Origin of the sequence: Blastococcus litoris, assembly GCF_003075095.1 — a bacterium.
In the GTDB taxonomy this organism is placed as follows: domain Bacteria; phylum Actinomycetota; class Actinomycetes; order Mycobacteriales; family Geodermatophilaceae; genus Blastococcus_B; species Blastococcus_B litoris.
In genome coordinates, this window is record NZ_QCZF01000006.1 from 101881 (window position 1) to 117137 (window position 15257).

At 72.5% G+C, this 15257-nt stretch carries 11 protein-coding genes; 1 reads left to right on the forward strand and 10 read right to left on the reverse strand.

The annotated features are described in order from the left end of the window. The 8 genes from DCS98_RS14100 to crcB form a co-directional block, all read right to left on the reverse strand. A partial coding sequence (locus DCS98_RS14100; RefSeq protein WP_164704589.1) for a methyl-accepting chemotaxis protein occupies positions 1-1424 on the reverse strand: 1424 nt, incomplete at its 3' end. A 278-nt stretch (positions 1425-1702) separates the two neighbouring features. Further along, entirely contained in the window at positions 1703-3313 is a 1611-nt protein-coding gene (locus tag DCS98_RS14105) for a methyl-accepting chemotaxis protein (RefSeq protein WP_116452015.1), read from the reverse strand. Between the two features lie 271 nt (positions 3314-3584). Beyond that, positions 3585-5195 (reverse strand): methyl-accepting chemotaxis protein, encoded by a 1611-nt coding sequence (locus tag DCS98_RS14110; RefSeq protein WP_116452016.1) that lies wholly within the window; start codon positions 5193-5195, stop codon positions 3585-3587. 252 nt (positions 5196-5447) lie between these two features. Beyond that, positions 5448-7055, reverse strand: coding sequence for a methyl-accepting chemotaxis protein (locus DCS98_RS14115; RefSeq protein ID WP_241037992.1), 1608 nt, complete (start codon positions 7053-7055; stop codon positions 5448-5450). A 304-nt stretch (positions 7056-7359) separates the two neighbouring features. Continuing rightward, positions 7360-8127 carry a trehalose-phosphatase gene (otsB, locus tag DCS98_RS14120; protein WP_116452018.1) on the reverse strand — a complete coding sequence of 256 codons (768 nt, stop codon included), beginning with the start codon at positions 8125-8127 and terminating at the stop codon, positions 7360-7362. After that, positions 8124-9629 carry an alpha,alpha-trehalose-phosphate synthase (UDP-forming) gene (locus tag DCS98_RS14125; protein ID WP_241037994.1) on the reverse strand — a complete coding sequence of 502 codons (1506 nt, stop codon included), beginning with the start codon at positions 9627-9629 and terminating at the stop codon, positions 8124-8126. The genes otsB and DCS98_RS14125 overlap by 4 nt, the downstream gene beginning before the upstream one ends. Before the next feature lie 13 nt (positions 9630-9642). Then, positions 9643-9996: a fluoride efflux transporter FluC gene (locus tag DCS98_RS14130; RefSeq protein WP_116452019.1), complete on the reverse strand. Its 354-nt coding sequence runs from the start codon at positions 9994-9996 to the stop codon at positions 9643-9645. Beyond that, the gene (gene crcB, locus DCS98_RS14135; protein WP_116452020.1) at positions 9993-10415 is read right to left on the reverse strand and encodes a fluoride efflux transporter CrcB; all 423 of its coding nucleotides are present in this window, start codon (positions 10413-10415) and stop codon (positions 9993-9995) included. Before crcB ends, DCS98_RS14130 begins: the two co-directional genes overlap by 4 nt. 98 nt (positions 10416-10513) lie before the next feature. Between crcB and DCS98_RS14140 the strand changes: the two genes are divergently transcribed. Next, a complete protein-coding gene (locus DCS98_RS14140) occupies positions 10514-11614 on the forward strand; it encodes a CaiB/BaiF CoA transferase family protein (RefSeq protein ID WP_206340268.1) in 1101 nt (366 codons plus the stop codon). A gap of 28 nt (positions 11615-11642) precedes the next feature. Here the strand turns inward: DCS98_RS14140 and ngg are convergent, their stop codons facing one another. After that, positions 11643-13400, reverse strand: coding sequence for an N-acetylglutaminylglutamine synthetase (ngg, locus tag DCS98_RS14145; RefSeq protein WP_241037996.1), 1758 nt, complete (start codon positions 13398-13400; stop codon positions 11643-11645). Between the two features lie 11 nt (positions 13401-13411). Next, the gene (locus DCS98_RS14150) at positions 13412-15196 is read right to left on the reverse strand and encodes an N-acetylglutaminylglutamine amidotransferase (RefSeq protein ID WP_116452021.1); all 1785 of its coding nucleotides are present in this window, start codon (positions 15194-15196) and stop codon (positions 13412-13414) included. Between the last annotated feature and the right edge of the window lie 61 nt (positions 15197-15257).

Consider the following 15257-nt stretch of genomic DNA (forward strand, 5'->3'; position numbering starts at 1 on the left):
GTGGTCTGCCGGTCGGAGATCTGCCCGACGATCGAGGAGATCTCCTCGATCGCGGCCACGGCCGCCGTCGTGTCGCCCTGGATCGCCAGCACCCGGCGGGCGATGTCCTCGGTCGCCTTCGCCGTCTCCTGCGCCAGCTCCTTCACCTCGTTCGCCACGACCGCGAAGCCCTTGCCGGCCTCGCCGGCCCGCGCGGCCTCGATAGTGGCGTTGAGCGCCAGCAGGTTCGTCTGCTCCGCGATGCTCGTGATCACCTTCACCACGTTGCCGATCTCGGCCGACGACTCGCCCAGCTTCGCCACCGTCGCCGTCGTCGTCTCCGCAGCGGTGACCGCGCGGGCGGCGACCGCGCTGGCCTCCGCCGCGTTCTGCGAGATCTCCCTGATCGAGGCACCCATCTGCTCCGCGCCGGCCGCGACCGTGGCAACGCTGCGCGACACCTCCTCCGCCGCACCGGACACCACGCCGGACTGCGCGGCCGTCTCCTCCGCCGAGGCCGAGATGGCCGCCGACGACGCCGACAGCTCCTCCGAGGACGACGCGACCGCGGCGGCCGACGCGACGATCTCCTCGACCGTCGTGGCCATCGCATCCGCGGCGGTGTTGAGAGCCGTCGCCATCTGCCCGAGCTCGTCGCGGCCGCGCACCGGGGTCCGCACCGTGAGGTCGCGGGCGGCGAGCCGCTCGAGCCCGCCGTGCACCTCGCGGACACCCCGGGCGATGCCCCGGGACACGAACCAGGCCAGCCCGCCACCGAGCACGAAGGCCAGGGCCGAGACGAGCACCGAGACCACGAGCGTCTCCGTCTTGGCGTCCGCGACCGCCTGCTCGGTGCGCGCCACCCGGGCGTCCACGGAGTCGACGAGCTCGGTCATCGCCTGGTCGAGCACGTAGAAGACGTCCCACTTCTCGCCGGTGGACATCGCGTCGCCCTCGTCGAGCCGGCCCTGCTGCCAGAGCGCGAAGATCTGGTCGTTGTAGCCGCTCATCGTCGTCCAGTTCTCCTGGATGACGGCGAGGCTGGCCTCCGCGTCGCCGTCGAGCTGGCTGCGGTCGATGTCGAACAGCCGCTCGAAGCCCTCCGCCCCGTCGGTGTAGTTCGCGATGTTGTCGCCGTCCGGTGCGGCCGCCACCTCGCCGCCGACCACCCGGGAGTTCCAGGCGGTGATGTTCTGCCAGTTCGCCGCCCACAGCAGGTCGTAGCGGGCATCCTCCACGGTGCGCTGGGCCGCGACGGCGGCCGTGGCCTCCTCGTGCAGGTCGCCCACCCGCTGGGTGCCCGCGACGCCCGACACGGTCGCGGCCAGCGTGCCCAGCAGCAGGGCCGCGCTGACGGCGAAGATGCGGGTCGCGATGCCGCGGTCCCGGTACCAGTGCCGGGTGGGTCCGGCCTCGCGGAACTGTGCCCCTCGTGCGTGTGTCATGTGCTCTTTCCTCGTTCGTCCGGCGCGCTGCCCGGGGGCGCCGCCTGATCGGCCCGTGACGCGTGGTGCGCACTGCGAGGAAGTCTGCGATACGAGAACGGATTATTTAGCGCTGAGACAATCGTGTCGCGGCATCGCCCGAGATCGTGCGCCGACCGTCCCGGCGGAGACCATTTGTCGACCTGGAATGGTCGCCGGAATGGCGAGAGCGCACGGCCTGGAGGGGCCGTGCGCTCTCGTCGTCCTCCGGGATCAGTGCCGGTCCACTCCCAGGCGGCTCAGAAGCTGAAGCGTCCGACCGTGCCGCGCAGGTCCGAGGCCATGCGCGAGAGCTCGTCGACCGCGGTGCGGGTCTGGGTCAGCGCCTGGGTGGTGGACTCGGCCGCCGAGGAGACGCCGGTGATGTTGGCGGCGATCTCCGTCGTGCCGCCCGCGGCCTCCTGGACCGAGCGCGACATCTCGCTCGTCGTCGCGGTCTGCTCCTCCACCGCCGAGGCGATGGTCGTCTGCCGGTCGGAGATCTGCGCGACGATCGAGGAGATCTCCTCGATCGCGGCCACGGCCGCCGTGGTGTCGCCCTGGATCGCCAGCACCCGCTGGGCGATGTCCTCGGTCGCCTTCGCCGTCTCCTGCGCCAGCTCCTTCACCTCGTTGGCCACGACCGCGAATCCCTTGCCCGCCTCGCCGGCCCGCGCCGCCTCGATGGTCGCGTTGAGGGCGAGGAGGTTGGTCTGCTCGGCGATGCTCGTGATCACCTTGACCACGTTGCCGATCTCGGCCGACGAGTCGCCCAGCTTCGCCACCGTCGCCGTCGTGGTCTCGGCCGCGGTGACCGCGCGGGCGGCGACCTCGCTGGCCTCCGCCGCGTTCGAGGCGATCTCCCGGATCGAGGCGCCCATCTGCTCCGCGCCGGCCGCGACGGTCTGCACGTTCCGGCTGACCTCCTCCGCCGCGCTGGACACGACGCCCGACTGGGCAGAGGTCTCCTGGGCAGAGGCCGAGATCTGCGCCGAGGAGGCGCTCAGCTCCTCCGACGAGGCGGCGACCGCGTCGGCCGACGCGACGACGGAGGAGAGCACGCCGCGCAGGCTGTCCTGGGCGGCGTCGAGCGCGGCAGCCATGCGGCCGAGCTCGTCGTTCGCCGTCACGCCGGTGGCGACCGTGAGGTCGCCGGCCGCCATGGCCTCGGCCGAGGTCTGCACGGCCCTCACGGTGCGGGTGATCCGCCGGACGACGTAGACGGTGATGCCGACGGCCACCACGGTCGAGATCAGCCCTGCGGTCAGGAGAAGGGTGATCGCCGACGACGCGTCCTCCTCGGCTTCGGCGTTGCGGGCGGCGGCCTCCTCGGACTGGGCGATGCCCTCCTCCTCCAGGCCGTCGGCGATGTCGGTCAGCAGCGGGCTGGAGACGTCGCGGTAGATCTGCGCGTAGGTGGCCAGGTCGCCGGCGTCCGCCGCGGGGAACAACTGGGTGGCGCTGCTCGCCAGGAACTGCTCACGGGCGTCCTGGTACTTGCCCATCGCCTCCGGGGAGATGACGTAGGGCTCGTACTCCGCCAGGGCGGCGTCGACGTCGGCCTGCTTCTCGTCCATCTCGCCCAGCAGTTCGAGCCGGCGGGCCGGGTCGGACACGGCGTACTCGAGCACGCGGGCCCGGTGCGCGGCCGTGGCCCGCTGGACGGCGGAGAGCGCGTTCAGCGGCTCGAGGTTCTCCTCGTAGATCCGCTCCTGGTCGTGGGACATCTCCGTCATGCGCGAGATGGCGAGGGCGCTGGTACCGAAGAGGACGACGACGAGAATGGCGACGACGGCGCCGATCTTCACGCCTATCGGCCGGTCGGCGAACCAACCGCCCCCGGTTCGGGTGGTGCGGGCTGGGACGGTCATGACGGGGCTCCAGTGGGTGCGGGGCTTCGCAGGGAGTGGTGTTCCGGACAACCGCCGTCGTCCCGGACGCGGGAAGAGTGGCGCATTTCTCGGGTGCGGATGCGTACGGCAGTGGCGTGTCGCGGACCGCGGGGGAAATCGACCGCTCATCGCCCGAATGGCGTCCTCTTGTCGACAATTCGTGGCGTGGGAATGCAGAGGAGCGCACGACCCGGCCGGGTCGTGCGCTCCTCTCTCCGTCCGGATCGGCGCCGATGCGCGGATCGCTTCCTCAGTAGGTGAACGTCCCGACGGTGCTGCGGAGGTCGGCGGCCATGCGCGAGAGCTCGTCGACCGCGGTGCGGGTCTGGGTCAGCGCCTGGGTGGTGGACTCGGCCGCCGAGGAGACGCCGGTGATGTTGGCCGCGATCTCCGTCGTGCCGCCCGCAGCCTCCTGGACCGAGCGCGACATCTCGCTCGTCGTCGCCGTCTGCTCCTCCACCGCCGAGGCGATAGTGGTCTGCCGGTCGGAGATCTGCCCGACGATCGAGGAGATCTCCTCGATCGCGGCCACGGCCGCCGTCGTGTCGCCCTGGATCGCCAGCACCCGGCGGGCGATGTCCTCGGTCGCCTTCGCCGTCTCCTGCGCCAGCTCCTTCACCTCGTTCGCGACCACGGCGAACCCCTTGCCGGCCTCGCCGGCCCGGGCCGCCTCGATGGTCGCGTTGAGCGCCAGCAGGTTCGTCTGCTCCGCGATGCTCGTGATCACCTTGACCACGTTGCCGATCTCGGCCGAGGACTCGCCCAGCTTGGCCACGGTGGCGGTGGTCGTCCCCGCGGCGGTCACGGCGCGGGCCGCGACCTCGCTGGCCTCGGCGGCGTTCGAGGCGATCTCCCGGATCGACGCGCCCATCTGCTCCGCGCCGGCCGCGACGGTCTGCACGTTCCGGGAAACCTCCTCCGCCGCGCTGGACACCACACCCGACTGCGCGGAGGTCTCCTCCGCCGACGCGGAGATCTGCGCCGACGAGGCGCTCAGCTCCTCCGACGAGGCCGCCACCGCATCGGCGTTCGCGGCGACGGACCCGAGCACGGCGCGCAGGTTCTGCTGCGCCCGGGCCAGCGCGCCTGCCATCTGGCCCACCTCGTCGGCCGAGTCGACGGCGGCGTCCTTCGTGAGGTCGCCCTCCGCGAGGGCGTCCAGGCTGCGCTTGACCCGCGCCAGCGGACGGGTGATCTGCCGGGCGATGGCGAGGGCGAGCCCCACGCCGATCAGGGCCCCCGCCGCCAGGACGACGGCGACCTCGACGACGCCCGCCCGGTAGGTGCTCTCCGCGTGCTCCTTGGTCTGGTCGACCGTGGTCACCTGCGCGTCGCTGAGCTCGTCGCCGAGCGACACCACGATGCCGAACAGCCGGTCGCACTCGGCAAGGATGGGAGCGACGTCGACGTTCGGGTCCATGGCCCGGCTGGCCGGAACGATGGTGGCGTCGCGGAACGTCCGGTAGTCGGCCACCGCCGCCAGGTACCGGGCCAGGAGGTCTCCCTGCGCCCGGTACTCCTCCTCGAGCGAGGGCGCCAGACCGTCGAACTGGGCGTCCAGCTCGGCGATCTCGGCCTCGCGCCGGGGCTTGTCGGCCACCGGCCCCGCCAGGTGCAGGAGCACCCGCTGGCGCATGCTGCTGTTGGCCTGCTGGGCCTCGGCGAGGTCGCGCAGCGGGACCGCGCCGGCGTCGTAGATGCTGTCCGCCGCGGCGGCCACGGAGCCGAGCTGCACGATGGCGAAGCCACCGACCGCTCCGGCCACCAGCAGCAGCGTGACCAGCAGGGTCATCAGCTTGGTGGTGATCCTGCGGTCGGCGAACAGCCGACGGGACCGGAGCGACTCTTCCGTGGATCTCATGACCGTTCTCCTGCGAGCGAATGGGCGCGCTCGATTGCGCACAATGGAAGTGTTCCAGCGCCCGCCGGTGTAGTCGTTACACGATTCGGGTGTGTCTCGATGTTTCCTGGAAACATCAGCGAGCGGCTCCCCGTCGCAGATATGTCGACAATGTATGGCCAGGAATGGCTGCGGCGAGAACACCGGTGGGACGCCGTCGGGGGCGGTGACCGTCACCGGTCACCGCCCCCGACGGAGCTGGAGGAGCAGCTGTCAGTAGGTGAACCGACCGACGGTCGCACGCAGGTCGGCCGCCATCTGCGACAGCTCGTCGACCGCGACCCGGGTCTGGGTCAGCGCCTGGGTGGTGGACTCCGCCGCCGAGGAGACGCCGGTGATGTTGGCCGCGATCTCACCGGTGCCACCCGCGGCTTCTTGCACCGACCGCGACATCTCGCTCGTGGTCGCCGTCTGCTCCTCCACCGCGCTGGCGATGGTGGTCTGCCGGTCGGAGATCTGCGCGACGATCGTGGAGATCTCGTCGATGGCCGCCACGGCGGCGGTGGTGTCGCCCTGGATGGCGAGAACCCGCTTGGCGATGTCCTCGGTCGCCTTCGCGGTCTCCTGCGCCAGCTCCTTCACCTCGTTCGCGACCACGGCGAAGCCCTTGCCCGCCTCGCCGGCCCGGGCCGCCTCGATGGTGGCGTTCAGGGCGAGGAGGTTGGTCTGCTCGGCGATCGAGGTGATCACCTTGACGACGTTGCCGATCTCCGTCGAGGACTCGCCGAGCTTGTCGACCGTGGCCTTCGTGGTGGCGGCGGCGTCCACCGCCCGCTGGGCGACCTCGCTGGCCTCCGCCGCGTTCTGCGAGATCTCGCGGATCGAGGCGCCCATCTGCTCGGCACCCGCGGCGACCGTCTCCACGCTCCGGGAGACCTCCTCCGCCGCGGAGGCGACCACGCCGGACTGGGTCGAGGTCTCCTCGGCCGATGCGGAGATCTGCGCCGAGGTCATGCTCAGCTCCTCCGAGGAGGACGCGACGGCGTGGGCCGACGAGGCGACGCCGGCGAGCACCTCGCGGAGGCTGGCCTGCGCGGTGTCCAGCGAGGCGGCCATCTGGCCGACCTCGTCCTTGGACCGGATCCCCGTGGACCGGGTGAGGTCGCCTGCCGCCAGGGCCTCGAGCGAGGCCTTCACCAGCTTCACCGGCTGGGTGATCGAGCGCATCGTGACCCAGCAGACCAGCGCGATGAGGATCAGACCGCCCAGGGTGATCGCCGAACCCAGCAGCTGGGAGCGGGTGATCGCCTCGTCCAGGCGGACCTGCGCCGCGTCGCTCTCGGCGGCGAGCGCGTCCTTGGCCGCTCCGACCGCACCGTCGGACAGGTCGTTGGCCTGCTGGATCTCCTCCCAGCGCAACCGCATCGCAGCGGGGTCGGCCACCGCCAGGTCCACCCACGCGGAGATCGCGTCGGTGTAGGCGCCGAAGGCCTCGGAGAGCCCGGCCACCGCCTCGGCCGAGTCGCCGGTGAGGGGGATCGTGTCGAGCTCGGCCAGCATCGCCTCGGGCGTGGCGATGTCGTCGGCGAGCTCCGGCAGCTGCTCGGCCGGGTTGTCCCGGGTGATGGTCTTGAAGCCGTCGACCTTGAGCTCGCTGGCGCGGGTGTCGAGCTGGAGGACCAGCTCCTCCGCCTCGTTCAGGTGCTCCAGATCGGTGTTCGCCTCGCGCACGTCGGCGTTGCCGATGAGCACCGCGCCGAGGACGCCGCCGAGGGCGAGGACGACGGCGGCGAGGAGCACGCCGAACTTGACGGCGAGCGGACGGTCGGCGAACCAGCCGCTTCGCCGCCCGGGCGCGAGGGAGGAGGGAGTGGCTTTCACGAGGACCGTCCTGAGAAGAATGTGGAGCACGTGCCGGATGTGGTGACACGGAGATTGTTGTGACTCCACGCAGGATTTCCCGGTTCGGCGGCGCGGGCGAGATGGAATGTGATGTTTGATGGGGGTCAGCGCATTGTCACCGACCATTTGTCGACTCCGCCGACCGGTCATCCCGACCCGCCGGCCGGTCCTGCTCCGGATCGGCCTGCGCTTTTCCGGGATTGTCGACATCGACGGGGAGGTCACCGACCCGTCGGGACTTTCGTCCTCTCCGGTCGCACGCGACACGGACCCGTGCGGGGGCTCAGCCGAGCAGGTCGGCCAGGTGCTCCAGGACGGCGAGTGCGCCGGCGGTGTCGGGCACCCGGTGCCGGGCCGCGGTGTCGCCGTCGCCGATCTTGACCGTGACGTCGCCGGGTCCGAGGCTGCGGAAGGCGTCCTCGTCGGTGAGGTCGTCACCGAGGTAGAGCGTCCCGGCCGCCCCGAGCTCCGCGCCGAGACGCTGCATGGCGCTGCCCTTGTCCGCGTCGGTCACCGCGAGTTCCAGGACGTCCTTGCCCGGCTTCATCGTCAGTGACGAATCCGCCGAAGACCTGGCCTCGTCGAGCAGCCCGGCGGCCGCGGCGCGGTCGGCGACCTGGCGGACGTGCACCGCGACGCTCGCCGGCTTCACCTCCAGCCGGGCGCCGGGTGTCCCGGCGACGAGAGGCGCGAGCCGCTCGGCCAGCGCGTCCCGGCGGTGGGCCAGCTCGCCGGAGAGCGGACCGTCGAACTCGGCCCCGTGGCTGCCCACCCAGCGGAGCGGACCGGTGAGGCCGCTCGTGGCCCGGAGATCGGCCACGCCCCGTCCGCTCACCATGGCCACGGTGACGCCGTCGACCGCGGCCAGCCGAGCGAGCACCTCGGCCACACCCTCCTCCGGGACGGCGTCGGACGGGTCGTCGCGCAACCGGGCGAGGACGCCGTCGTAGTCGCTGGCCACGAGGAGCGGCCGGCGACCGGCCAGGGCGGCCAGGGCGGCAGCGAGGTCGGCGGGGAGCGCGGCGGGGGACTCGGCGGGGAACTCGGTCATCCCTGCGCCCCACCCCGCCCCGCGGAGAGCGGGGTGGCCGTCCTCCCGGCGGGCCGCCCGACGGGCTGGCCGCCGTCCTGGGCCTTCAGGGCGTCGAAGAAGGAGGACGCCCAGTGCTCCAGGTCGTTCTTCGCCAGGTGCCGGCGCATCGCCCGCATGCGCGAGGCCGCCTCCCGCGGATCCACCCGCAGGGCACGGACCAGCTGGTTCTTCACCCCGGCGATGTCGTGCGGGTTCACGAGGAACGCCTGCTTGAGCTCGGCGGCGGCCCCGGCGAACTCCGACAGCACCAGCGCGCCGCCGAGATCGGACCGCGCGGCCACGTACTCCTTCGCGACGAGGTTCATCCCGTCGCGGTACGGCGTCACGAGCATGACGTCGGCCGCCCGGTACAGGGCGGCCAGCTCCTCGCGGGGCATGGACTGGTTGAAGTAGTGCACCGCCGGGCCCGCGATCGAGCCGAAGACACCGTTGATGTGGCCGACCTGCTGCTCGATCTGCTCCCGCATGTGCACGTAGTGCTCCACGCGCTCCCGGCTGGGAGTGGCCACCTGCACCAGCACGGTGCCCGGTGCCTCGACGGCGCCGTCCTCGAGCAGCTCCTCGAACGCGTTGAGCCGGACGCTGATGCCCTTGGTGTAGTCGAGCCGGTCGACGCCGAGGATGATCTTCTCCGGGTTGCCGAGCTCCTTGCGGATCTCCTCTGCCCGGGCCAGCACGTCGGGCGAGCGCGCCAGCTCGTCGAAGGCCGCGACGTCGATCGAGATGGGGAACGCCTTCGCCGTCACCGTCCGGCCGTCGTACTCGATCACGTTCTTGCGGGCCGGCAGGTCGTGCAGCCGCCGCGCGAGCTGCACGAAGTTCGTCGCCGCGGACGGGCGCTGGAAGCCCACGAGGTCCGCGCCGAGGAGGCCCTCGACGATGGCCGACCGCCACGGGAGCTGGGTGAACAGCTCGTAGGGCGGGAACGGGATGTGCAGGAAGAAGCCGATCGTCAGGTCGGGGCGCTGCTGGCGCAGGAGGGCGGGCACCAGCTGCAGCTGGTAGTCGTGCACCCACACGATCGCGTTCTCGGCGGCCACCGCCGCGGCGCGCTCGGCGAAGCGCTTGTTGACCTGGACGTAGGTGTCCCACCAGGTCCGGTGGTACTCCGGCTTCTCGACGACGTCGTGGTAGAGCGGCCACAGCGAGGCGTTGGACATGCCCTCGTAGTAGCGGTCGACCTCCTCGTCGGTGAGCGCCACCGGGATGAGCGACATGCCCCCGGACTCGAAGGGCTCGGGTGCCTCGCCGGCCGAGCCGGACCAGCCGACCCACGCGCCACCGCGACCCGCCACGAACGGCTCGAGGGCGGTCACCAGACCGCCGGGGCTGCGCTGCCAGCGGGTGCTGCCGTCTGCTTCGGTCACCTGGTCGACCGGCAGCCGGTTGGCCACGACCACGACGGGGCTGTCCGCCCCCGGCCGCGCTGTCGTGGGGATGTCCCCCGGTTCGTCCGCCATACCGCCTAGGACCCTATCGGCACAGCGCGTACCCGGTCGCCGCGGCACCGAGACCCAGCACCAGGCTGGCGGCGACATAGGCGGCTGCCCGGCCCACGGCGCGTTCCTCGACCAGCCGGACCACGTCGTACCCGAACGTGGAGAACGTGGTGAGCGTGCCGCAGAAGCCGGTGCCCACGAGGGCGACGACGGCGGGGGAGAGCCCGCGCGCCCCCAGCAGCGCTCCGAGCACCGCGCTGCCGACGACGTTCACGGTCAGGATGCCGAGCACGCTGCCCGGTCCTCGGCGCGCGACCGCGAGCCGGTCGGCCAGCAGGCGCAGGGGTGCACCGGCCAGGGCGCCCAGGGCCACCCAGACGGCGGTCACGAGCGACCCTCCCCGGCCACGAGCTCCTCGTCCGCGGTGGCGGTGGCGCGGATCGCCGTCCGGCCGAGCAGGAGCCCGCCCACCACGGCCAGCAGACCACCGAGCACGGAGGCGACGACGTAGCCGCCGGCGACGGCCCACGCGCCGGCGTCGGCCAGCCGGACCACGTCGACGGCGAAGGTCGAGTACGTCGTGAACCCGCCGAGCACACCGGTGGCCAGGAAGGGGCGCAGCAGCGTCATCGTGCGGAAGCGCTCGAGCAGGACCGCCAGCAGGAACCCGATCAGCAGGCAGCCGGTGAGGTTGACCGCCAGGGTCGGCCAGGGCCAGCCGGCGGGGGAGGAGGGCAGCGCCTCGCCCACGGCCCACCGCGCCAGCGCGCCCAGCGCACCGCCCAGCGCCACCACGAGGTAGACCATCGGCGGCCGGGACCTCCTGCTCGGGGTCGGTACGGGGTCGGGCAGCATGCCCGGAGGAGGGTCGCACGCCGGCGGCCCGAGTCCGAGGAGGAGCCACGGTGGGCGGACCGCTGCAGGGCGTACGGGTCGTGGAGTTCGCCGGGCTCGGGCCCGGGCCGTTCTGCGGCATGCTGCTGGCCGACCTGGGCGCGGACGTGGTCCGGATCGACCGGCGCGGCTCGCGCGGCGGCCTGATCGGCGCCCTCGGTGCGACGTCCCTGCTCGACCGCGGCAAGCGCTCGATCGCCCTGGACCTCAAGGACGACGCCGATCTGGCCGTCGTGCGGGCGCTGGTGGCGCGGGCCGACGTCCTGCTGGAGGGGTTCCGGCCCGGCGTCATGGAGCGCCTGGGGCTGGGGCCCGACGACCTGCTGGCGCTGCGCCCGTCGCTGGTCTACGGCCGGATGACCGGCTGGGGGCAGACCGGCCCGCTGGCGTCGTCGGCCGGGCACGACATCGGGTACATCGCGCTCACCGGGGCGCTCGGTGCCTCGGGCCGGCCGGACGAGCGACCGGCGCCGCCGCTGAACCTGCTGGGCGACTTCGGCGGTGGGGGCGTCTTCCTGGCCCTGGGTGCCGTGGCGGCGCTCGTGCACGCCCGGGCGACGGGGGAGGGGCAGGTCGTGGACGCCGCCATCGTCGACGGCACCGCCGTCCTGACCACGATGATCCACGGGATGCTCGACGCCGGCGTCTGGACCGACCGCCGGGGCCGCAACCTGCTCGACACCGGAGCGCCGTTCTACGACGTCTACCGCTGCGCCGACGGCCAGTTCCTCGCCGTCGGGGCGCTGGAGGAGCAGTTCTACGCGGCGCTGCTGGACGGCCTGGGGCTGGCCGGCGACGAGTCGCTGCCCGACCGGAACGACCCGCGCCAGTGGGGCGCCCTGCGCGAGCGGTTCACGCAGGCGTTCGCCGCACGCTCGCGGGACGAGTGGTGGACGGTCTTCGCCGGCACCGACGCGTGCGTGGCCCCCGTCTGGTCGCTGCTCGAGGCGACGCGCGACGAGCACAACCGCGAGCGCGGTGTCTTCGTCGAGGTCGACGGCGTCGTGCAGCCCGAGGTCGCGCCCCGGTTCTCGGTCACTCCCGGAGCCGTGGGCTCCGTGCCGCGACCCGGCCAGCACGACGCCGAGATCCGCGCCGAACTCGGCCTGTAGACCGGCTTTCCGTACCGGAAGCCGGTCCTCAGCGGCGGCGGGTCTCGGGGAAGAGCAGGTCGACGAAGCGCTCGGCCGTGGGCCGCGGCTCGTGGTTGGCCAGCCCCGGCCGCTCGTTCGCCTCGATGAACACGTAGTCCGGCCCCTCGACGTCGGGCACCAGGAAGTCCAGCCCCGTCACCGGGATGCCCAGCGCCGAGGCCGCCCGCACGGACGCCTCCGCGATCTCCGGGTTCAGCTGGTCGGTGACGTCCACGATCGTCCCGCCGGTGTGCAGGTTCGCCGTGCGCCGCACCCGGATGCGCTCGCCGTTGGGTGGGACGTCGTCCATCGCGTAGCCGGCGTCGGCGACGACCTCGGCCGTCGCGTCGTCGAGGGGGATGCGCGACTCCCCGCCCGTCGCACGCTCCCGGCGGCGGCTGGTGGAGCGGACCAGCTCGGCGACCGTGTGCCGGCCGTCCCCGACGACCTCGGCCGGACGGCGGACGGCGGCGGCCACCACCTCGCGGTCGATGACGACGACCCGCAGGTCGTCGCCGTCCACCAGCTCCTCCACCAGGACGTCGGGGCAGAACTGAAGGGCGAGCGCGACCGCCCGCTCGAGGCCGGCCTCGTCCTTCACGCCGACGGTGATGCCCCGGCCCTGCTCGCCACGCGCGGGCTTGACCACCACCTGCCCGACGTCGCGGAGGAAGGCCGTCGCGTCGTCCAGCTCGCCCTCGCAGGCCAGCGCACCCCGGGCCACCCGGACGCCGGCCCGCTCCATGATCCGGCGGGTCACCCGCTTGTCGTCGCAGCGGCTCATCGCCACGGCGCTGGTGAACTCCGACAGCGACTCCCGGGTGAGCACCGTCCGGCCACCGACCGACAGGCGCATCTCGCCCCACTCGGGATCGGTCACCTCCACCCGGATGCCACGCCGCAGCGCCTCCTCGGCGATGATCCGGGCGTAGGGGTTCACGTCCTCGAGCCCGGGCGGCCGGGCGGCGAACAGCGGGGTGTTGATCGGGTTCTTCCGCTTGACGCAGACCGCCGCCACCCGTGTGAAGCCGAGCTTGTCGTAGAGCCGGATCGCCCCCGCGTTGTCGTGCATCACCGAGAGGTCCATGTAGGACCGCCCCCGGCCGACGTAGCGCTCGGCCAGCACCCGGACCAGCGCCTCACCGGTGCCGGGCGGGGCGTCCTGCGCGTGCACGGCCAGGCACCAGAGGCTGCTTCCGCCCTCCGGGTCGTCGAAGGCCAGCTGGTGGTCGACGCCGGTGACGGTGCCGACGATCGCGCCGGTGCGCTGGTCCTCGGCCACGAGGTAGGTGAAGGCGCGGGTCCGGTGGTTGCGCCACATCAGCTCGGCGTCGCCGACGACCATCCCGTTGCGGGCGTAGATCTCGTTGATCGCCTCCATGTCGGCCAGCGAGGTGACCGTGCGCACGAACACGCCGCGGATCAGCTCGGTGCGCGGCCGGTACCGGTGCAGGTCGAGCCGGTAGGTGTAGCTCGGGTCGATGAACAGCTCGTCGGGCGCGAGCCCCACCAGCACGTGCGGGTCCCGCGGGTAGATGCAGATGTCGCGCTCGCCGGCCTCCTCGGCGCGCATGGCGTCCACGATGTCGAGGAGGTCGGCGAAGGTCTGGCCGAAGACCAGCCGCCCCCACGCGAGGTCGAGGACGACGTCGGTCTGCATGCCCTGCCGCTCGTGCTGCGAGGGCGCCTTCCACGAGCGGCTGGTCATCGCGGGGGCGGGGGAGACGGGCGTGCGACGGCGGTGGCCGGCGAGCCGGGGTGACACGGGAGCCCTCCTCAGACCGCGTGGGCCTGCAGCCAGAGCTCGAGCAGGCCGAGCTGCCAGAGCTTGTTGCCCCGCAGCGGCGTGAGCTCGCCGTTGGGGTCGGCGAGCAGCGCGTCGACGTACTCCGGCCGGAAGAGCCCGCGGTCACGGGCCGCGTCGGAGGCGAGGGCGTCGCGCACCTGGTCGAGCACCTTGCCCTGCAGGTGGGTGATCGCCGGCACGGGGAAGTAGCCCTTGGGCCGGTCGATGACCTCCGGCGGGATGATCCGCCGGCCGATCGCCTTGAGGATCCCCTTGCCGCCGTCGGCCAGCTTCAGCTCCGGCGGGCACAGCGCCGCGAGCTCGACCAGGTCGTGGTCGAGGAACGGCACGCGGGCCTCCAGCCCCCAGGCCATGGACATGTTGTCGACCCGCTTCACCGGGTCGTCGACCAGCATGATCTCGCTGTCGAGGCGCAGGGCGGCGTCCACGGCGGTCTCGGCGCCGGCACGGGACATGTGCTCGCGCACGAAGGCGAGGCTCGGGTCCTGGTCGAGCAGGTAGCGGTCGGAGACGACCGAGCGCATCCGCTCGTGGTCGCGGTCGAAGAAGGCCTTCGCGTACCTCTCCACGGCCTCGTCCCGGCCCGCTCCGGCCAGCGGCGGGTACCAGTGGTAGCCGGCGAAGACCTCGTCCGCGCCCTGCCCCGACTGGACGACGCGGATGGTCTCGCTGACCCGCTCGCTGAGCAGGTCGAAGGCGACGACGTCGTGGCTGACCATGGGCTCGGCCATCGCCCCGATGGCGTGCCCGAGCGCGGCGGACAGCTCGTCGGAGGTCACCCGGATGCGGTGGTGGTCGGTGGCGAAGTGCTCGGCGATGACGTCGGAGTACGCGAACTCGTCACCCTCGCGCCCGCCGACCGACTCGAAGCCGATCGAGTAGGTGGCCAGGCCGGTCTGCCCCTCCTGCGCCAGCAGGCCGACGATGAGGCTGGAGTCCAGCCCGCCGGACAGCAGCACGCCGACCGGGATGTCGGCGACCAGGCGCCGGCGCACGGCGACCCGGAGCGCCTCCTCGACGGCGTCCTCCCAGTCGCGCGCCGACCAGCCCGCGTGCTCGGGGCGGCGCTCGTAGGTGGCGTTCCAGTACCGGTGCTCGGTGCTGGTGCCGTCGGCCTCGATCACCCGCACCGTGGCCGGGGGGAGCTTGCGGACGCCGCTGAGGATGGTCCGCGGCGCCGGGACCACGGCGTGCCACGTCAGGTAGTGGTGCAGCGCCACGGGGTCGATCGAGGTGTCGACGTCACCGCCCTTCAGCAGCGCAGGCAGCGTCGAGGCGAAGCGGAGCCGCTTCCCCGGCGTCTCGGCCAGGTAGAGCGGCTTGATGCCCAGCCGGTCGCGGGCCATCACGACGCGGCCGGTGTCCCGCTCGTGGATCACGAAGGCGAACATCCCGTGCAGGTGCGAGACGACGTCGGTGCCCCAGTGGTGGTAGCCCTTGAGGATCACCTCGGTGTCGCTGTGCGAGAAGAACCGGTAGCCGTGGCCCTCGAGCTCGGCGCGCAGCTCCTGGTAGTCGTAGATGCAGCCGTTGAAGACGGCGGTCAGCCCGAGGTCGTTGTCCACCATGGGCTGCGAGCCGCAGGTGGACAGGTCGATGACCGACAGCCGGCGGTGACCGAAGGCCACCCGCCCGTTGCTCCACGAACCCTGGCCGTCCGGTCCCCGGGGGACGAGGGACTCGACCATGCGGGCGACCGCGGTCGTGTCGGCCAGGGACCCGTCGAAGGTGATCTCGCCGCAGAGGCCGCACATGCAGACCTATCCAACTCGGGCGTCGCGGCCTTGGCGAGTCGGAACCGGCCCGGGGTGGCGC